Source organism: Gordonia tangerina (genome assembly GCF_021556435.1).
GTDB classification, from domain to species: domain Bacteria; phylum Actinomycetota; class Actinomycetes; order Mycobacteriales; family Mycobacteriaceae; genus Gordonia; species Gordonia tangerina.
This window is the reverse complement of record NZ_JAKGCU010000012.1, coordinates 102,515-121,251: the sequence shown is the minus strand read 5'-3', so window position 1 is coordinate 121,251 and position 18,737 is coordinate 102,515. Positions and strand designations below refer to the sequence as shown.

Below are 18,737 nucleotides of genomic sequence, written 5' to 3'. Positions count from 1 at the left end.
CATGGCATCCGCTAGCCGAGACGGCACACCGGGCCCGCGCAAGAAGTCGGCGCGCGGTCAAAACACGGGCAAGACGACCCGCAAGGCCGGCGCCAAGGGCGCAGGGGCCAAAGGTGCGGCCAAACGAAACCCGCAGGTCGCGGGTGGCTCCACGAAGAAGACCCACCGCAAGGGTTCGTCGAAACCCGACGTGACGTCGGGCAAGGTGCGGCTCAACAACGCCAAACCTGCACGACATCAAAACGTCGACGTCCAGGCCGCCGAATCCGGCGCCACCTACGTCAGCGACGGTGTGCGGTTGCAGAAGGTTCTCGCTGCGGCCGGGGTGGCCTCGCGGCGCGGGGCCGAGGAACTCATCGCCGCCGGGCGCGTGGAGGTCGACGGCGAGATCGTCACCGAACAAGGCCTGCGCATCGACCCGGACACCGCGGTGATCCGGGTGGACGGGGCCCGCGTCATCATCGACGAAGACAAGCAGTACCTGGCCCTCAACAAGCCCAAGGGCTGGCAGTCGACGATGTCCGACGATCAGGGTCGACCCTGCGTCGGCGACATCGTCGCCGAGCGGGTGATGGCCGGGCAACGGCTGTTCCACGTGGGCCGGCTCGACGCGGACACCGAGGGGTTGCTGCTGCTCACCAACGACGGCGAGCTCGCGCACCGACTGATGCATCCCTCTTATGAGATCCCGAAGACGTATCTGGCCACGCTGCGCGGCGAGGTGCCGCGTTCGCTGGGCCGCGTACTCAAGGGCGGCGTCGAACTCGAAGACGGGCCGGTGTCGGTCGACTCGTTCACGCCGGTCGAGGTCCACGAGGGGCAGTCGTTGGTGCGCATCACATTGCATGAGGGACGCAACCGCATCGTGCGTAGGATGATGGAAGAGGTCGGTTTCCCGGTGACCGCGCTGGTACGTACTCACGTTGGCGCTGTCGCGTTGGGGGAGCAGCGCCCGGGCAGTCTGCGTGTGCTCGGGAAGAACGAGGTCGGCGCGTTGTACAAGGCGGTCGGACTGTGAGCGAGGCAACGGTGCGCGGCGGCGCTCCGGGTGACGGCGACGCAGCGGGCACACGTGTGATTGCTCTCGACGGGCCGGCCGGCACCGGCAAGTCGACGGTGTCCAAGGCACTCGCCGATCGGGTGGGTGCGCGAGTCCTCGATACCGGTGCGATGTACCGGGCCGCCACCCTTGCGGTATTGAATGCCGGTGTGTCGCTGCAGGACTTGCCCTCGATCGAGGACGTGGTGCGTGGCGCCGACATCCGTCTCGACATCGCCGACCACGGCTGCGTGAGTTATCTCGACGGTGTCGACGTCTCTGCGGCCATCCGTACCGATCGGGTGACCGACGCCGTGTCTGCGGTATCTGCGGTTGCGGCGGTGCGCACCAAACTCGTCGCGGTCCAACGCCGAGAAGCCCAGGGCGCTTTCGTCGTGGTGGAGGGCCGCGACATCGGCACGGTGGTCTTCCCGGACGCCGATCTGAAGGTGTTCCTCACCGCGACGCCCGAGGCGCGAGCGGTCCGTCGGCACAAGCAGAATGTCGCGGCCGGTCGACCGAGCGATTACGACGAGGTGCTCGTCAGCGTCAATAGGCGTGATCACCTCGACTCGACGCGTGCCGTATCACCGCTGCGGCCCGCAGACGACGCGGTGATCGTGGACACCAGCGACCTGACCCTCGACCAGGTGATCGACACTCTCGGCGGCCTGGTCCGCGACCGGATCGGAGTGCAGTCGTGACCGAACACAGTGGCGTGGGGGAGGAACTCACCCTTCCCGGTGACGGAACCTGGAATGACGAGTCCGATTGGGAGCTCGGCGATCTCGGTGCCGACGGGCAGCTGATCGACGCCACACCGGTGCCGGTGGTGGCCATCGTCGGACGCCCCAACGTGGGCAAATCGACGTTGGTCAACCGTATTCTGGGGCGTCGCGAGGCAGTGGTCGAGGATATCCCCGGCGTGACCCGGGACCGCGTGTCCTATGCCGCGAGCTGGTCGGGTCGACGATTCACCGTGGTCGACACCGGCGGCTGGGAACCCGATGCCAAGGGGCTGCAGCAGGCGGTGGCCACCCAGGCCGAATACGCCATGCAGACTGCCGACGCCATTGTGTTGGTGGTCGACGGAACGGTCGGCGCCACGAGTACCGATGAAGCCGTCGCGCGGGTGCTGCGCCGGTCGAAGACGCCGGTGGTGCTGGTGGCCAACAAGATCGACAGTGAACGTGCCGAAGCCGATGTCGCCACGCTGTGGTCGCTGGGACTGGGCGAGCCGTTTCCGGTGTCGGCGGCACACGGCCGCGGCGCAGGGGATCTGCTCGACGTGATCCTCAACATGTTGCCCGAGACACCGCGCGAGGCGCCCGCACTGGGCGGCCCACGCCGTGTCGCGCTGGTCGGAAAACCCAACGTCGGCAAGAGCTCGTTGCTGAACAAGCTCGCCGGCGCCGAACGCTCGGTGGTCGACAACGTCGCCGGCACGACCGTGGATCCGGTGGACGAGTTGATCGAACTCGGCGGTGAGACATGGCAGTTCGTCGACACGGCAGGCTTGCGTCGCAAGGTGCGCACCGCCAGCGGGCACGAGTACTATGCGTCGCTGCGAACACGCGCCGCCCTCGACGCGGCCGAGGTCGCAATCCTGCTCATCGACGCGTCGGAGCCGATCACCGAGCAGGACCTGCGGGTGCTGTCGATGATCATAGAGAGCGGCCGGGCGCTGGTGATCGCATTCAACAAGTGGGATCTCGTCGACGAGGACCGGCGTTACCAGTTGGACAAGGAGATCGACCGCGACTTGGCGCGGGTGCCGTGGGCGCGGCGGGTCAACATCTCGGCCAGCACGGGACGTGCCGTGCAGAAGCTGGTGCCGGCACTCGACGGGGCGTTGGAGTCATGGGACAAGCGAATTCCCACCGGCCGGTTGAACAACTGGCTCAAAGAGGTGATTGCCGCAACACCGCCACCGCTGCGTGGGGGGCGGCAGCCGCGGGTCATGTTCGCCACCCAGGCCGCGACCCGGCCGCCGACGTTCGTGTTGTTCACGACCGGATTTCTGGAGGCCGGCTACCGTCGATTCCTGGAACGTCGACTGCGCGAGGAGTTCAACTTCGACGGTTCGCCGGTGCGGATCAACGTCCGGGTGCGCGACAAGCGCGAGCAACGCCGCAAACGCTGACCGTGCACGGCTACGGCCGGTGGGCATGCGATACTGCCACTCGTGCTCATCATCGGAATCATCCTGTTCGGAATGCTGATCGGCGCGGGTGCGCAACTCATCCTCGGGAAGGGCGCCAAGGGGATCGACTGGGGTCTGGCCATCGTTGCCGGACTCGTTGGCTCCTTTGTCGGTGGCCTGCTCATCAGCCTGCTGTCCGGTGACGGTCTGAACTTCCGGGCCAGCGGAATCATCGGCTCCATCGTCGGCGCCATCCTGATCACGGCCGGCTGGATGTACGCCAAAGGCCGCTCCGCGGCAAACTGATCTGTCCGTCCGGTCAGCATCGTTCCGCAGCCCTCTGACCAGGCGATTGGATAGAAACGGTGCTTGTCGGCTAATGTCATCAAGGCCCCGCTCGCGGGGTAACGGGCTGTGGCGCAGTTTGGTAGCGCACTTGACTGGGGGTCAAGTGGTCGCAGGTTCAAATCCTGTCAGCCCGACCATCAGGAACCCCTTCGACCAGCGTCGGAGGGGTTCCTTTGTATTTGTGTGGCCTTGTCTCTCGGGCCCCTTGTCTCTCTGGCCCCTTGTCTCTCGGGCCACAGCGCGCTGCGGTCAGCCCCGCCAGCCCGGCGTCGCACCTGCCGACCCGCAGCCCAGACGGTCGAAGGCCGCGGCCGACTGGTAGTACCGGCCGACGGGGAGGTAGTGCCCCATCGTCGCCTTCTCCTGTCCGGGGGTCGCGCGCTGCACCGAAGCCGGGAAGCTCGGGTCGGGCAACATGTTGCGGAGCAACACCATCGTCTGCTGACGGCCACCGGCCGGTAGCCAGGTGACCCCGCATTCGGCGGTGGCGGTCGACGGGCGGGCGTCGACGGCAGAGATCACGATCGTGTAGTAGCCGAGTTCATCGACGGGGATCTCCTCGTCGTGGGCGCAGCCCAGGTACCCGGTGGTGGGAAGATCCTCGGTGCAGATCGACCAGTATCGGACCTGGCCGGTACCCATGGTCGGTGTGCCGTCGGCGGTGCGCGGCGCGGTCGGCGCCCGGCCACGCAACACCAGTACCGGACCGAATCCGGCGTCCGCGTTGGAGACGACGTACTTGTTGTCGGGGTTGTCGAAGAAGCCGCCCTCCCCGAAGCGGTCGGCGAGGGGGCCGATGACCGCACCGCCGCCGGTGCGTCGGGTCACGCCGTCCGCGACCGCCTGCGCGAGCCCGGTGAACTTTGCCCAGCCCGGCGGATCGTCGCCGTAGGTCCCGGCCGGGTCGGTCACCGCGGCAGTAGGCGCCCGGCCGAGGTCGGAGATGCCGGTGTCCACTGCGGTGGGTGCGGCGCCGGGACACGGTTCGAGGGTGCGGCGCGCGCCGCCGGCCTCCACCGCGACGAGGCGCGGGAGCGGCACACCGCCGGCCTGGTCGGCACCGTCGTCCGGCATGTATACGCGCCAGACCACGATCGCCAATCCCGGCGGTGAGGTACGTAATCCGTCGGCGCTTGTGGTGTAGAGGGTGTTGTCCGGGCGCCCGGCCCGTGGCGCGGCGCCGTCCACGAGCCGCACGGTGAAGTCGCGGTGCGCCGAGGTACGGTCGGCGCCCGGCAGATACGGGTTGACCCCACCGTCATCGGGGCCGATAGCGGTGTCATACAGCCCGTCCACCGACTGGGTCGTGGCCGAATAGGTGGTGACCGAGAAGTACCGGGCATGCGGATACCGGCCGCTGATCTCCACGTGGCCACCGGTGGGGATGCGGACCACACTGGCCCAGTACGACGCCGCCGAATCCGGGAAGGCGATGCTGTTGGCGTCGGTGGCGAACTTCGTCGGCCACGAACAGCCGACGAGCCGTGGCAGATCCGCCTGGGCGGGGGTCGGCGGCGCGAGGATCGTCGCCACGCCGGCAACCGCGAGTGTGCAAAGCCACCGGAGCAGGCCATGGGTCGGTCGGCGGCGGTGGGTGCAACTCACCTTGGTCATCGTAGGGCCCAGCGACTGGCTGCGAGGATCTTCGTCGTGCCGGCCGCCGCAGTGCGGTCGAGGCGTTCGAGCAGCTCGGCGGTGAGGCGATCCGATGACGTCGTGACGGTCGCCATCGGATCGCTTGCTAGGGTCGCCCCTGGTCGGCAGGCGTTCTGCTCGGCCGGTCCAGCCCCAGCCCGGCACTGAGGGCACCTCGTTGCCGCTGCATTCTTCGATGAGGCCATGAAACGCATAGGGCGCCCCGATACCCGATTCATCTCCGACGACGATCTCGACGTCGCCCCCTGGCGACTGAGGCTGGAGCGGTGGATCGAATCACCGCGCGTGCAGTGGTTTGTGGTCGGGGTGATCGCGTTCAACGCCGTGGTACTCGGTGCGCTGACGACTTCGTGGGGCCGCGGGAGTGGGCATTCGGTCCTCAGCCTGCTGGACAACGCCTGTCTGGCGATCTTCGTCTGCGAGATTTCCTGCAAGCTGATCGCGGTGGGGCCCAGGTTCTTCCGGTCGGGATGGAACATCTTCGACTTCGTGGTGGTCGCAGCCTCACTGGTCCCCGCCTCCGGCGCGAGCAGTGCGCTGCGCGCCATTCGGGCATTACGGATTCTGCGACTGGTGTCGGCGTTCCCGCAGATGCGTCGGGTGGTGGCCGCGGTGTTCGCCGCAGTACCCGGGATGATCTCGATCATCGCGTTACTGGGTCTGGTCTTCTACATCGCCGCGGTGATGGCCACCAGCATGTTCGGCGAGAAGTTCCCCGAGTGGTTCGGCGATCTGGGTGCCTCGGCGTACACGCTGTTCCAGATCATGACCCTGGAGAGCTGGTCGATGGGTATCGTCCGGCCGGTCATGGAGGTCTACCCGTGGGCGTGGGCGTTCTTCGTCCCGTTCATCGTGCTCAGTGCGTTCACCGTGCTCAATCTCTTCCTGGCCGTCATCGTCGACTCGATGCAGGCCATCCAGCGCAGGGACGATCCCGACGCCGAGTCGAGCGAGGCCGCCGGTATCGCGGCCTCGGCCGCACCGGCCCTATCCGGAGAGCAGACGGCCGAACTACGGCAGGAGATCGCCGACCTCCGGACGACGATCACCCTGCTGCACGCCGAACTGCGGGCCGGTGAAGACGACCGCCTCGCGGATCCGCGCTGAGCAGGCGGTGCCGGTGTGGCACGCCCTTGACGAGCGCAGCTGACCCTCGTCCGGCCGGCCAGCCCGGATAGAACGTGAGGCCGGCGGGATTTGCCAGAATGGGCGGGTGCTCACCCCGGACGACATCCGCAACGTCGCATTCGCCAAGCCACCCATCGGCCGACGTGGCTACAACGAAGACCAGGTCGACTCATTCCTCGACGACGTCGAGACCACCATGCGCGAACTCTACGCACGGTTGGCACGCTACGAGGGGGAGCGGCCGACGTGACGTCGACACCCGGGAACTCCCGACCGACCACGTGGCGCGAGATCGTCGCCGCAGATCCCGGCCACTCCCACCGCTACCGCGAGCGATTCCGTGAGCTCGCGGCACGTGGCCAGGACATCAACGGTGAAGCACGTCTGATCGACGCCATGGTACGGCGCGGCGCGCATGTTCTGGACGCCGGGTGCGGCGCCGGACGGCTCGGTGGATACCTCCACGCCGCAGGGCATTCCGTGGTGGGTGTCGACGTGGATCCGGTGCTCATCAACGCTGCCCGCACCGACTACCCGGGCCCGACCTGGCTCATCGGTGACCTCGCCGAACTCGGTCTGCCCGCAGCCGGGATCGACACCGCGTTCGACATGATCGTCAGTGCGGGAAACGTCGTCACCTTCCTCGCCCCCGACGACCGACGCACGGTCCTCGCCCGGTTCGCCGAGCATCTCGCGCCCGACGGGCGCGTCGTGGTCGGTTTCGGAGCGGGCCGAGGTTACGCGTTCGACGAGTTCCTCGCCGACGCCGCCGCCGGAGGTCTGGTGAGTGAGGTGTTGCTGTCGGCATGGGATGTCCGGCCGTTCACAGCGCAATCCGATTTCCTGGTTGCGGTGCTGCGGCGTTCCGCACCGTGATCGCGCCCAAACTTTCGCAACTTGTTTTACTTGTTTTGCCCTTGTAGGTCCATACAATGGAGGGCATGCCTGCCACGACCACGCCCGGTGACGACCGCACCACGAGCCGGCGGGCGTCTCGGGCCGAGAATGCGTCAGTTGGGCACCGCGGTCGAGCAACGTCGACCGCTTTCACGGAGGCTCTGAGTGACACACTGAGCAGTGTTCCCAAACCCGCCCGCGACAGTTTCCTGCGCAGCGTCACCGGCGACGACCAACTCGACAGTTCCCTGTGGGGACGGGGTCCGTCGGCGACGCAACGCAAGCAGGCGGCGCTGGAGAATCTGCGCCGACAGTTCGCCGCCCGGTCGGCGGTGCTCGAGTACTCGCTGACCCGTGCCGAGGCAGCTGACCTGCTCGAGGTGTCCGAGCAGGCGGTACTCGACCGCATCAAGTCCGGCGACCTGCTCGGGTTGAAGAAGGGCCGGGAGTGGCGGCTTCCGCTGTGGCAGTTCAACGCCGGCTGCGCCCACGGCTTCGTCCCCGGGCTGGCACGGCTACGGGACTCGTTTCCCGGCGGTGTGGTGTCGCTGACCGAGTGGGCAGCCACCCCCAACGTCGACCTCGACGGCGCGACGCCCACCCAGGCGTTGGCCGCCAACCGGATCGACGACGTGATCGCGGTCGCGGCCACCAGCACCTCGGCGGCGTGGTAGCCGCCCTTGCGGCACCCGTTCGCCCGGTCAGCGGGGGACGGGCCTGGACTTGGCGATGGCGTGACCCGACCCCGGCCCACCCGTGGTATTGGTGTCGGATCTACCACGTGTCCGGACACACGTCGGACGGTGCCGCGCACAGGACGTTCGGTCCGCTTTACCGACTCGACCACCACATCCCGACCACGTCGGGTGCCGCGCGCAACTGCCCGGACGATCGATCGATCCTCTACGTGGCCGGCACTCTGGCCACGGCATTCGGCGAGGTCTTCGGTGATCTGCGGGCCGCGGCCGTCTGCCCAAATCACCGGGTGGCGCTGGTGAAGCCGACGTCGTCGATCACAGTGCTCGATCTTCGAGGCGAGGGGGCGGCCATGCGGATCGGCGCTCTTCCGTCGCTGGCGACCGGTGACTATCCGCGCGTACGGACACAGGAATGGGCTCGAGCGATCTTCGAGGACCAGCCCGTGGCGCGTCGGGAGGTGCGTGGTGTCTACTACCACGCCGCCCACTCCAACGGTCGCGCTCTGGCGTTGTGGAACACCGACGATCACGTCGAGGTCGTCTCGGCCGCTGACGGTCGGGCTCAGGACTTCGCCCTGAACTCCGCGAGTATGTGGCCGCGGGTCGTCGAGGCCGCTGTGTCGCTCGGGATGCAGGTCGACCTCGTCGAGCGGTGTCCGCGCTGTCGGTGATGCTCGGCCGACACCGGTCAGACCGCCACACCTCGCCTCCCGGCGCGCAGCTGATAGAACACAGCCATGACGGTCACCAAGTCGATCCTGCTCTTCGTCCTCGCCGCTCTGCTCGAGATCGGTGGCGCGTGGCTCGTCTGGCAGGCGGTGCGCGAGCACCGCGGCCTGTTGTGGGCCGGGCTGGGCGTCATTGCCCTGGGCGCCTACGGCTTTGTCGCCACCCTGCAACCCGACGCGAACTTCGGGCGGATCCTGGCCGCCTACGGTGGGGTCTTCGTCGCCGGCTCCCTTGCCTGGGGAATGGCGCTCGACGGCTATCGCCCCGACCGCTGGGACATCGCCGGGGCGGCCATCTGCCTCGTGGGCGTCGCAGTGATCATGTACGCGCCCCGGGCGTCCTGACGTGCTGCGGCACCCGGTGGAATGACGAAGGCGACGCCGACGTTGTCGATTGGCATGAGCGATCAACCAGAACTCAGCCCCGAGGGGTGGGTACGCGACCAGACCGAGAAGATCCTGGAACAGGGCACCACGGACGGCGTCCAGGTGATGGACCGCCCGATCGTCTTGTTCACCACCACCGGGGCGAAATCGGGCAAGAAGCGTTACGTCCCGTTGATGCGGGTCGAGGAAGACGGCAAGTACGCGATGATCGCGTCCAAGGGCGGGGCGCCCGGGCACCCGTCCTGGTACTTCAACGTCAAGGCCCATCCGCAGATCACGGTGCAGGACGGGACCGCCGTGCGAGAACTCACCGCGCGTGAACTCGACGGCGCGGAGCGTGAGCACTGGTGGGATCTGGCGGTGGCCGCTTATCCGCCGTACGCGGAGTACCAGACCAAGACCGACCGACGGATCCCGGTGTTCGTGCTGGAGTGAGCTGACACCCCGGAGTCGACTTGCTGCTCCCAACGCCTTTGACCCCGCGAAAGGCGTTGGGAGCAGTTGCTTGTCAGCCGAGCTTCGCCAGCCGCGTCCAGGTGTCGACCACGGTGTCCGGATTCAGCGACATCGACTCGATACCTTGCTCCAGTAACCATTCAGCGAGGTCGACGTGATCGCTCGGACCCTGCCCGCAGATACCCACGTACTTGCCGCGCGCCTTGCATGCCGAGATCGCCGCGGCGAGCATGTGTTTCACGGCCGGGTCACGTTCGTCGAACGAGTCGGCGACGAGCGCGGAATCACGGTCCAGGCCGAGCGTCAGCTGCGTCATGTCGTTGGAGCCGATGGAGAACCCGTCGAAATGGTCGAGGAAGGCGTCGGCGATCACCGCGTTGGACGGCACCTCGCACATCATGATCACTTCGAGTCCGTTCTCGCCGCGGCGCAGGCCGTGCGAGGCGAGCAGCGAGATCACCCCTTCGGCTTCGGCGAGCGTGCGGACGAACGGGATCATGATCTTGACGTTGGTCAGGCCCATCTCGTCGCGGACGTACTTCAGGGCCGCACACTCCATGGCGAAACAGTCCGCGAAGTCCTTCGACAGGTACCGCGACGCGCCGCGGTAGCCGATCATCGGGTTCTCCTCGTCGGGCTCGTAGAGTTCGCCGCCGACCAGCTTCGCGTACTCGTTGGACTTGAAGTCCGACATGCGCACGATCACCGGGTGCGGCGCGAACGCGGCGGCGATCGTCGCCACCCCTTCGGCCACTCGGTCGACGAAGTACGCCCGGGGGCTCTGATAGGCCGCGATCGCCTCGCCGATCTGCTCTTTGAGTGGTCCCTCGAGGGTCTCGAAATCGAGCAGGGCCTTGGGATGGATTCCGATCTGGCGGTTGATCACGAACTCCAGGCGGGCCAGCCCGACACCGTTGTTCGGGAGGCGGGAGAACGCGAACGCCTGCTCCGGTGTGCCGACGTTCATCATGATCTTCGTGCTGATCTCGGGCATCGCCTCGATGGACGACTCGGTGACGTCGAAGTCGAGCAATCCGTCGTAGACGTATCCGGTGTCGCCCTCGGCACACGAGACGGTCACCTCGCGGCCGGCCTCGAGTGACCGCGTGGCCCCGCCGGATCCGACGACTGCCGGGATACCGAGCTCACGGGCGATGATCGCGGCGTGACAGGTCCGTCCGCCGCGGTTGGTCACAATGGCGCTGGCGCGCTTCATGATCGGCTCCCAGTCGGGGTCGGTCATGTCCGCGACCAGCACCTCGCCGGCCTGGAACTCGTGCATCTGTTCCACCGACTCCAGCACCCGGACGGCTCCCGCGCCGATGCGTGCGCCGATCGCCCGACCTTCGACGAGGACATCGCCGGTCTCGTTCAGCCGGAACCGTTGCTGGCCGGTCACCGCCGCCCGCGACTGCACCGTCTCCGGGCGCGCCTGCAGGATGTAGAGCTCGCCATCCACGCCGTCCTTGCCCCACTCGATGTCCATCGGGCGCCCGTAGTGCTCCTCGATCAGCAACGCCTGGCGGGCGAGCGCCTCGACCTCCGCGTCGGTGAGGCTGAGGACGCGGCGATCGGCGGCGTCCACATCGACGAACTCGGTCGTCCGGCCCACCGAACGATCGTCGGTGTAGATCATCTTGGTGGCCTTCGACCCGATACCGCGCTTGAGTACGGCCGGACGGCCGGCGCGCAACGCCGGCTTGTAGACATAGAACTCGTCGGGGTTCACCGCGCCCTGGACGACCGCTTCACCCAGGCCGTAGGAGGACGTCACGAACACGGCGTCGGCGAAACCCGACTCGGTGTCGATGGTGAACATGACTCCCGACGTGCCGATGTCGGAGCGCACCATCTGCTGCACGCCCGCCGACAGGGCGACCGCGTCGTGCTCGAACTCGTGGTGCACCCGGTAGGCGATGGCGCGGTCGTTGTACAGCGATGCGAACACTTCGCGCATCGCCTGCAGGATTCCGTCGATCCCGCGCACGTTGAGGAACGTTTCCTGCTGTCCGGCGAACGATGCGTCCGGCAGGTCCTCGGCGGTCGCGCTCGATCGCACTGCGAACGACGCCTCGTCCGATCCACCCGACAACTCGGCGAACGCGGTCCGGATGTCGTCCTCGAGGTCGGCGGGGAACGGCTGATCCATCACCGCCGCCCGGATCTCCTTGCCGGTCGCGGCAAGTGCCTGCACGTCGTCGGTGTCGAGGCCGGCCAGACGCGCGCTGATGCGGTCCGCCAGGCTGGTGCCCGCGGCATCGGGTTGATTCACGAACCGGCGATATGCGTCGGCGGTGGTCGCGAACCCGTTGGGGACCCGGACCCCGACGTCGGTCAGGTTGCGGACCATCTCGCCGAGAGACGCGTTCTTCCCGCCGACCTGCTCGAGGTCGGCGAGGCCGAGGTCGGCGAACCACCGGACATTGCTGTTCATGAACTGACTCCTCAGTTGTCAGGGTGGGGCCTGCGGGCGAGCACCTGCAGGATGAGGGTGGACATCTCCTCAACGGATTTCGCCGAGGAGTCGATGACGGGTAGGTCGTGCGTGCGGTAGAGCTCCTCCGCGCGTTTGAGTTCGTACGTACACTGCCGCAGCGACGCGTATGTCGAATCCGGGCGACGCTCCGTCCGGACCGCGCTGAGGCGGGCCGCGGTCGTGATGATCCCGAAGCACCGGTCCTGCAGGTGCCGGATCGGACGTGGTAGGTCGGTGCTGACGAGATCCTCGTCGACGAGCGGATAGTTCGCGACGCGCAGGCCGTGCTGCAGCGCGAGGTACATGGTCGTCGGGGTCTTGCCGCACCGGGATGGCGCCACCAAGATGACGTCCGCCTTGTCCAGCGTGCGCACACTCTGGCCGTCGTCGTGCTCGATGGCGTACTCGACCGCCTGCATGCGAGCGTTGTAGCGCTTGACGTCCCCGACACCATGCAGACGGGCAGGTGTCCGGGCGCCCCGGGTTCCCAGGATCGCCTCAACTTGCTGCATGTGCATGTCGAAGAAATCGATCAGGGGTGCCCGGGTCTGTTGCAGTTCGACGCGGACGTCGTCGAGTGCAGCCGTGACGAAAACGAGTGGTGTCATCCCGCGGTCCACGGCCGCATCGATCCTTCGCACGACCTCGCGGGCGTCGTCGGCGGTGGTGATGAACGGGATCAGCGTCCGGTCGAAGCGATGATCGGGAAAGTGCAACAGCAGAGCATTGCCCATGGTCTCTGCGCTGATCCCGGTGCTGTCCGAGAGGAAGAAAACCGGGATCAGGTCACCGGTATACGTCTCACTCACTCGGTCATTTCCCATCGGCCGACGTCACGTTGTGCCCTCTATCGTGGCGCAGGCGTTTCGTCGGCTGTCGGGCAGGTCGCTTTACCAGCTGTTGGTGTGCCCGTTCACGGCTGTTCGGACCCGGCGACTGCTCTCACATATCGCTGCGAGATCAGCTGGAGACGGGGGATGAGTTCGGCGGGGGACTCCACCGTGAAATCCATCATCAGCATGCCGATATACGCGGCAACGGTGTCGAGGCTGTCGGCTCCGGTGACCAGAACACAACGGTGCTCGTCGATGGGTTCGACGGCTCCGACGGCCGGGTTGATCCGCGCCAGAACGTCCTCGGCGGGGGCGTCGACACGAAGACGCGCATGCACGTTCCAGCCGCTCTCGGCGATCGTGCGCATCGCGAAAGCCGTGTAGTCCCCGCCGGGCAGCGGCTGAGGGTCGAAGCGGCGTCGCGTTGGCATCCGCAGGCCCATCCGGTCGATTCGATACGTCGTCCAGGTGTCCGTGCGGGGATCCCGGGCGATCAGATACCACCGGCGTTGCCAGCACAGCAGGCGGTACGGCTCCACCAGCCGGGGTTGATCGTCGTAGTCGAAACGCAGCCATTCGACGTCGCGGATGGCCGCGGCGATGGCCTGCAGGACCGACGTCTGGACGTGCGGGTCGGGGGCATCGGTGCCGGTGTTCTCCGGTCCGTGCTCCACGCTTGTACGGATCGCGTCGATGGTGGGCCGCAGCCGCGCGGGGAGAACCTGCTCCAGCTTCGCCAGAGCGCGGGTCCCGGCCTCTTCGACACCTGCGATCCCCACGGCTGCGCGCAGTCCGACAGTGACCGCGACGGCCTCCTCGTCGTCGAGCAGCAGCGGTGGCAACCTGCCTCCGGAACCGAGCCGATACCCGCCGGCGGCGCCCCGGGTCGCGTCGACGGGATACCCCAGCTCACGCAGCCGATCGATGTCATGCCGGATGGTGCGGGTCGAGACGCCGAGACGGTCGGCGAGTTCGGTACCCGAACATTCCCGGTGCGTTTGGAGCAGGGAGAGGAGTCCGAGCAGGCGCGCGGTGGGATCGGCCATCAGAAATCCTCGTGACTCGGGTCGCTATTAGGAACATATCCTACCTAATTGAGGAATACCGTCGTGACATGACCACAACAACGCTCACCGTCCAACCGTTCACCGTCTCCGTCTCGGATGCCGAAATCGCCGACCTCGACGATCGCCTTGCCCGTACCCGCCTGCCCCAACCGTCGCCGACCGACGACTGGGACGCGGGAACCCCGAATGACTACCTGCGCGAGGCCGTCGATGCATGGCGCAGCTTCGACTGGGCCGCAGCAGAATCCCGGATCAACGCGGTCCCGCACTTCACCACCGAGATCGACGGACAGATCATTCATTTCATCCATGTCCGTTCCGCCGAGCCGGACGCCACCCCACTCGTGCTGGCGCACACCTATCCCGGCTCGAGCGTCGACTATCTCGACATGATCGACCTTCTCGTCGACCCGGTCGCCCATGGCGGTCGTCCCGAGGATGCGTTCGACATCGTGATTCCCGACGCCCCGGGATTCGGGTACTCGCAGCCGGTCGCCGCCGGGTGGACCACAGCCCGGGTGGCCGCCGCGTACGACACCCTGATGCGTGGCCTGGGCTATGAGAACTACGGAATCCACGGCTCCGACAACGGCGCGCTCATCGCGCGAGAACTCGGGCTTCTCAACCCCGAAGGCTTTCTGGGACTACATGTTCTGCAACTGTTCTCGTTTCCCTCGGGCGATCCGGAAGAATTTGAGAAGCTCGAGCCGGCCGACTACGCCGGCCTCGAACACATGCAGTGGTTCCAGTCCGTCGGAGGCTACAACACGATGAACGCCTCCCGGCCCCAGACCGTCGCGGTGGGTCTCAGCGACTCGCCGGTCGGGTTGCTCGCCTACAGCGAGCTGTTCAACTCGTTCGGCAACGGAACCTCACTGGTCCCGCTGCAGACGATCCTGCTCGAAGTCAGCGTCAACTGGTTCGCCAATGCAGCGTCCGGGATGAGCCGCAGCTACCTCGAGAACGCGCGGGCGTCGGCCGAGCCGCGGGTGAACGCCGCACCCACCGGTGTTGCGGTGTTCGCCAGCGACTTCCAGACGATCCGCGTCTTCGCCGAACGCGACAACTCGAACATCGTGCACTGGAGTCGGTTCGACGAAGGTGGGCACTTCGCCTCACTCGAGCGGCCGGACCTGGTCGCCGGTGACATCCGGGAGTTCTTCGCGCGTCTGCGATGAGTGACGGTGCCGTTGAGCGACCGTGAGCTCTCGCGCGATCTCCTTGTTGGAGTATCGATCGGACACCTCAGTCGACCGCGTGCCGCAGGTACCCGTACAGGGCCGCGCGATATCCGCGCGTATAGCTCGGTTCCTCGTCGTCAGGATCCGGTTCGACCGCCATCGTCGAGGACGCATGGTGCCGCGCCCACGGCGGCGGAAAACCGCAGAGCCGCTCGTTGGCGTCCTCGAAGCCCTTCTGAAAGAGGTCCGGGTCGAGGTGCCCGTCGAGTTCGTGGTCGACGATCGGGAACGACGTGGGCAGGCGGGTGACGACGCCGTGGGGGGTGACGATGTCCAGGTCGAGCAAATCCTCGTCGCCGCGGGTCATCAGGCCGACCGCCGTTCGGCCAGTGTGCGGTACAGCGTGGCACGACTGACGCCGAGCGCCGCCGCGATCGTCGGCATGGGCTGCCCTTCGGCGCGCATCCGCTCCGCGACTGCGATCTGGTCGTCACCGAGGGCCCGGGGTCGTCCGACGGACGGGCCACGGTTGCGTCGGGACGAAACGGTTGGCGCGCGGTCCGGCCGGAGTTCCTCGTCGAGTTCAGCGAGCGAGGCGAGCACTCCGACGATCATCGCGCCGGCCGGGTCGTCGGTGTCGAGACCCTCACGCAGCGACCGCAGACCGATCTGTCGCTCGGTGAGATCGCGCGCGGTCGCCATCACCTCGGGTGCGGATCGGCCGAGTCGATCGATACCGACGACCACGGTGATATCGCCGGGGCGTGCGTAATCGAGCAACGCCGTGAAGCCGGGTCGCCGCTGCATGCGGGTGATCGCAGCGAACACGTCGCTGTAGATCCGCGCCGGTTCGACTCCCGCGTCGGTCAGCGCGTCGATCTGCGATTCCAGTGTGTGGGCTGCGGTGCCCGCACGCGCGTACCCGAGCAGCATGCCTGGGTATCCGCTCACCTCGTCCGGCTTCATGGCCCGAACTCTATCTCAAAATATCTCAAAACCGTCTCGCGACGCGCCGCGGCGTTTTTGAGATGTCTGTTGTTCTTCGCTGGAATCGCTAGTAGGACATCACACCATGCCGTTCGCGAGTCTCAGAACGTCGAATGAACGGTGGGTCATTATGAGACTGATATGAGACGAGCGCATCGCGATCGAAGGTTTCGGCCGCGGTCCGCGGGCGGGCCGGGTGCCGGACATACGAGTTCGGCATTCTCCCGAGATCGGGCATCTGTCGGCGTAACGTCGAGGGCACGCTGCAGCCAGGGCGAATCGAACGAAAGGCGCGGTGCTATGGGTGAGGAGCAGGCGGCAGACGACCCGCTGTTCGATTTCATCGATGAGATCCTGCGGGGGCATTTCGGACCCGAGTACAGCTCCGACACGACGACGGACCGCCGCCATGTGGAACAGCTGCTCACCGACGACACCAGGCGTCGGGTGGAGGAGTCCCGGGCGGCCGCCGTCGAATGGGGACGAGCCGAGGTCGCCGGCGAGGTGGTGATCGCGTCGGACCGGCTGGTGATCACCTCGCACGGACTGGTGTATGCAGCGGGTATGAGTTCTTCGGGCGGGCACCAACCGCTCTATTACCTGGCCACCCCGGTCGAACTGTTCGAGTCCATGGTCGAGCGCGTCGACGCCACATCGCTGCAGCGTGGCTCCATGGCGGCCGTCGACGACCGGTTCGGCCATGAACTGTCGTTTCCGTGGCCACTGGACACGGGTCTCCGGCATATGCTCGATGCCCACCACGCACTGCACCTGGACCTGGCCGAGCACGAGGGCGCAGTCCCGTCGGCTGACGCGTAGTCGTGATGTCCGGCTCGAACGGCAGCGGGAACGGGAGGGATGTGCGCGGAAGGCGGAGATGGATTCTCGCGCGCGTGATGCTCGCACTTGTCGCCGCGGCGACGGCTCTGGCCGGTTGTGGCGCGTCGGGTGGCGGCGCCGGATCGGGCACTTCGTCATCGACGATGCCGGACGACGCGGTGGTCATCGACGTGCGTACCCCGGCGGAGTTCGAGTCCGGTCATCTGCGCGGCGCCCGCAACATCAATCTCGCATCCGGCGACTTCGTCGAGGTGATCGCGGCACTGCCGGTCGACGTGCCCTACGTGGTCTATTGCCGTACGGGAAATCGATCGGCCCAGGCCGTGGAGATCATGAGATCGACTGGCTTCGCCGACGTCACCGACGCCGGCGGTCTCGACGACGCGCAGGTGAGTACCGGTCTACCCATCGAATCCAGCTCGCCTACCCCGCCCGGTTGATCGTCGACGCGAGCGGGTGGCGGTCAACCGATGGTCAGCGGAACGCGCAGCCGCTGGTGACCCCGAACCGCTTGAGGATCATCGCCGCCGGGCAGAAACCCGTGACGCTCGACTGCAGCAGATTCAGCCCGACGAAGCCGACGAGCAGCAGCCACCACGGCGAGAACGCGGCGCTCAAGATCGCGCCGAGCAGGGTCATCGTGCCCGCGATGGCGAAGACGCCACGGTCGATGTTCACGGTCCAAACCTCCATGTGTATGCATCAGGGTCGCCCTCAATAATACCCAGGGGGGTATATAAAAGCCCGTGACAGCGACGGATATCACACAATGGCGGAGATGTTCAGATGTGCGCGGGCGGCACTCGGACAGCGGCCATTCAGGCCTCGCTCTCCCTGGAGCGGGCGATGATCACCGGAATCCGAGCTGCGTTGACCACCGCGGCGCTCACCGATCCGAGGAGCATTCCGGAGAAGCCACCGTGGCCGTGGCTGCCCACGACCACCAGTTGCGCCGACCGGGCGTGATCGAGGAGGCCCACGGCGGGTGACTTGGCGACGATGGGTATGGAGACCGGGCGTACGGTGACCTCCGGGTACTTCCGTCTCCAGACGGCCAGATGCTCTTCGAGGACTTCGGCCGCCTTGTCGGACAGATTTCGCCACTCGATCGGCGCCCAGTTCAGGGTCGGGATGTTGAGCCGGCTCATGTCGCTCCAGGTGTGTACGGCCACCAACTCGACCCCGCGGCAGGCCGCCTCTTCGAACGCGAGGCCGGTCGCCAGCTCGGAAGTCGGTGATCCGTCGACTCCCACCACGACCGGGGACTGATCCGAGACCCCTTCGGGCGGTTCCTCGTCGTGGATCACGGCGACCGGGCAACGCGCGTGGTGGGCGAGTCCTGAACTCACCGAGCCCAGCACGGCACCGGCCACCCGTGATTGGCCGCGACATCCGACGACCACCAGCGCCGCGTTCTCGGACAACTCGGTCAGCATCGGCACGGCCGGACCGTGCATCACTTCAGTGGTGATCTGCAGCTCACCTGGCGCGGCAGCCTTGTGGGCGATCTCGCGCGCATCGTCGATCACCTTGCGGGCGTTGTCCTCTTGCCAGCGCACGACGTCGAGATTCGCGAAACCCTCCGGCCAGGGTTCGGCCGGCATCACGATCGGGGCAATGACGTGGACCAATGCCAAGGGCCGGCCACGCATCTGGGCATCGCGCGCCGCCCACTCGACGGCCGCGATCGATGACGGCGACCCGTCGAGTCCGACGACGACGGGGCTTGTTCGGGCATCTGGCATGACGACCTTCTCTCCGTGCGCGGGCAAAGAGTCGCGGTCGCAGATGCAGCCACGACAAGTATCAGATTAGGAGATCGGCATGTCCGACACCGGAGGCTTCGGGCCCGGGCCGGAGGGCACTTGTGCCC

21 protein-coding genes, 1 tRNA gene and 1 pseudogene are annotated in these 18,737 nt (G+C 66.9%); 15 read left to right on the top strand and 8 right to left on the bottom strand.

Going from position 1 to position 18,737, the window contains the following annotated elements:
* The first annotated feature begins 1 nt into the window (after position 1).
* From L1892_RS14285 to L1892_RS14265, 5 genes are all read left to right on the top strand, one after another.
* Positions 2-1,018, top strand: a complete 1,017-nt coding sequence (locus L1892_RS14285) for a pseudouridine synthase (RefSeq protein WP_235724269.1) — start codon at positions 2-4, stop codon at positions 1,016-1,018.
* Entirely contained in the window at positions 1,015-1,743 is a 729-nt protein-coding gene (gene cmk / locus L1892_RS14280; protein WP_235724268.1) for a (d)CMP kinase, read from the top strand. Before L1892_RS14285 ends, cmk begins: the two co-directional genes overlap by 4 nt.
* On the top strand, positions 1,740-3,182 hold the full coding sequence (gene der / locus L1892_RS14275; RefSeq protein WP_235724267.1) for a ribosome biogenesis GTPase Der: 1,443 nt from the start codon (positions 1,740-1,742) through the stop codon (positions 3,180-3,182). The genes cmk and der overlap by 4 nt, the downstream gene beginning before the upstream one ends.
* A 42-nt stretch (positions 3,183-3,224) precedes the next feature.
* On the top strand, positions 3,225-3,488 hold the full coding sequence (locus L1892_RS14270; RefSeq protein WP_235724266.1) for a GlsB/YeaQ/YmgE family stress response membrane protein: 264 nt from the start codon (positions 3,225-3,227) through the stop codon (positions 3,486-3,488).
* A 102-nt stretch (positions 3,489-3,590) separates the two neighbouring features.
* Positions 3,591-3,667: transfer RNA gene (locus L1892_RS14265), tRNA-Pro, on the top strand.
* A 112-nt stretch (positions 3,668-3,779) separates the two neighbouring features.
* On the opposite strand, the gene L1892_RS14260 is transcribed toward L1892_RS14265, so the two are convergent.
* On the bottom strand, positions 3,780-5,135 hold the full coding sequence (locus tag L1892_RS14260; RefSeq protein ID WP_235724265.1) for a hypothetical protein: 1,356 nt from the start codon (positions 5,133-5,135) through the stop codon (positions 3,780-3,782).
* 234 nt (positions 5,136-5,369) lie between these two features.
* On the opposite strand from L1892_RS14260, the gene L1892_RS14255 reads away from it, so the two are divergent.
* From L1892_RS14255 to L1892_RS14225, 7 genes and pseudogenes are all read left to right on the top strand, one after another.
* A complete protein-coding gene (locus L1892_RS14255; protein ID WP_235724264.1) occupies positions 5,370-6,293 on the top strand; it encodes an ion transporter in 924 nt (307 codons plus the stop codon).
* Between the two features lie 106 nt (positions 6,294-6,399).
* Positions 6,400-6,522 (top strand): annotated as a pseudogene (locus L1892_RS14250) (DivIVA domain-containing protein); the annotation flags it as partial.
* 38 nt (positions 6,523-6,560) lie between these two features.
* A complete protein-coding gene (locus L1892_RS14245) occupies positions 6,561-7,190 on the top strand; it encodes a class I SAM-dependent methyltransferase (RefSeq protein ID WP_235724263.1) in 630 nt (209 codons plus the stop codon).
* 65 nt (positions 7,191-7,255) lie between these two features.
* On the top strand, positions 7,256-7,885 hold the full coding sequence (locus L1892_RS14240) for a helix-turn-helix domain-containing protein (protein WP_235724262.1): 630 nt from the start codon (positions 7,256-7,258) through the stop codon (positions 7,883-7,885).
* Positions 7,886-7,992: 107 nt separating this feature from the next.
* Entirely contained in the window at positions 7,993-8,580 is a 588-nt protein-coding gene (locus L1892_RS14235; RefSeq protein WP_235724261.1) for an RES domain-containing protein, read from the top strand.
* 66 nt (positions 8,581-8,646) lie between these two features.
* Positions 8,647-8,982 (top strand): YnfA family protein, encoded by a 336-nt coding sequence (locus L1892_RS14230; protein WP_235724260.1) that lies wholly within the window; start codon positions 8,647-8,649, stop codon positions 8,980-8,982.
* Positions 8,983-9,036: 54 nt separating this feature from the next.
* A complete protein-coding gene (locus L1892_RS14225; protein ID WP_235724259.1) occupies positions 9,037-9,459 on the top strand; it encodes a nitroreductase family deazaflavin-dependent oxidoreductase in 423 nt (140 codons plus the stop codon).
* Between the two features lie 73 nt (positions 9,460-9,532).
* Here L1892_RS14225 and ppsA read toward each other — a convergent pair whose 3' ends face one another.
* The 3 genes from ppsA to L1892_RS14210 all read right to left on the bottom strand — a co-directional run bounded on the left by ppsA (position 9,533) and on the right by L1892_RS14210 (position 13,835).
* Positions 9,533-11,914 (bottom strand): phosphoenolpyruvate synthase, encoded by a 2,382-nt coding sequence (gene ppsA, locus L1892_RS14220; RefSeq protein ID WP_235724258.1) that lies wholly within the window; start codon positions 11,912-11,914, stop codon positions 9,533-9,535.
* An 11-nt stretch (positions 11,915-11,925) separates the two neighbouring features.
* Entirely contained in the window at positions 11,926-12,765 is an 840-nt protein-coding gene (locus L1892_RS14215) for a pyruvate, water dikinase regulatory protein (RefSeq protein WP_235724257.1), read from the bottom strand.
* A 104-nt stretch (positions 12,766-12,869) separates the two neighbouring features.
* The gene (locus tag L1892_RS14210; protein ID WP_235724256.1) at positions 12,870-13,835 is read right to left on the bottom strand and encodes a helix-turn-helix transcriptional regulator; all 966 of its coding nucleotides are present in this window, start codon (positions 13,833-13,835) and stop codon (positions 12,870-12,872) included.
* A gap of 68 nt (positions 13,836-13,903) precedes the next feature.
* Between L1892_RS14210 and L1892_RS14205 the strand changes: the two genes are divergently transcribed.
* On the top strand, positions 13,904-15,034 hold the full coding sequence (locus L1892_RS14205) for an epoxide hydrolase family protein (protein ID WP_235724255.1): 1,131 nt from the start codon (positions 13,904-13,906) through the stop codon (positions 15,032-15,034).
* Between the two features lie 67 nt (positions 15,035-15,101).
* Here L1892_RS14205 and L1892_RS14200 read toward each other — a convergent pair whose 3' ends face one another.
* Complete coding sequence (locus tag L1892_RS14200) at positions 15,102-15,404, bottom strand: hypothetical protein (RefSeq protein ID WP_235724254.1); 303 nt, start codon at positions 15,402-15,404, stop codon at positions 15,102-15,104.
* Positions 15,404-15,970 (bottom strand): recombinase family protein, encoded by a 567-nt coding sequence (locus L1892_RS14195; protein ID WP_235724287.1) that lies wholly within the window; start codon positions 15,968-15,970, stop codon positions 15,404-15,406. Before L1892_RS14195 ends, L1892_RS14200 begins: the two co-directional genes overlap by 1 nt.
* A 354-nt stretch (positions 15,971-16,324) precedes the next feature.
* On the opposite strand from L1892_RS14195, the gene L1892_RS14190 reads away from it, so the two are divergent.
* Both L1892_RS14190 and L1892_RS14185 read left to right on the top strand, forming a co-directional pair.
* The gene (locus L1892_RS14190) at positions 16,325-16,843 is read left to right on the top strand and encodes a glucose-6-phosphate dehydrogenase (RefSeq protein ID WP_235724253.1); all 519 of its coding nucleotides are present in this window, start codon (positions 16,325-16,327) and stop codon (positions 16,841-16,843) included.
* Positions 16,844-16,920: 77 nt separating this feature from the next.
* Positions 16,921-17,304, top strand: coding sequence for a rhodanese-like domain-containing protein (locus L1892_RS14185; RefSeq protein ID WP_235724286.1), 384 nt, complete (start codon positions 16,921-16,923; stop codon positions 17,302-17,304).
* 34 nt (positions 17,305-17,338) lie between these two features.
* On the opposite strand, the gene L1892_RS14180 is transcribed toward L1892_RS14185, so the two are convergent.
* Positions 17,339-17,542, bottom strand: coding sequence for a YgaP family membrane protein (locus L1892_RS14180; RefSeq protein ID WP_235724252.1), 204 nt, complete (start codon positions 17,540-17,542; stop codon positions 17,339-17,341).
* Positions 17,543-17,682: 140 nt separating this feature from the next.
* Entirely contained in the window at positions 17,683-18,609 is a 927-nt protein-coding gene (locus L1892_RS14175; protein WP_235724251.1) for a universal stress protein, read from the bottom strand.
* Positions 18,610-18,737 lie beyond the last annotated feature (128 nt).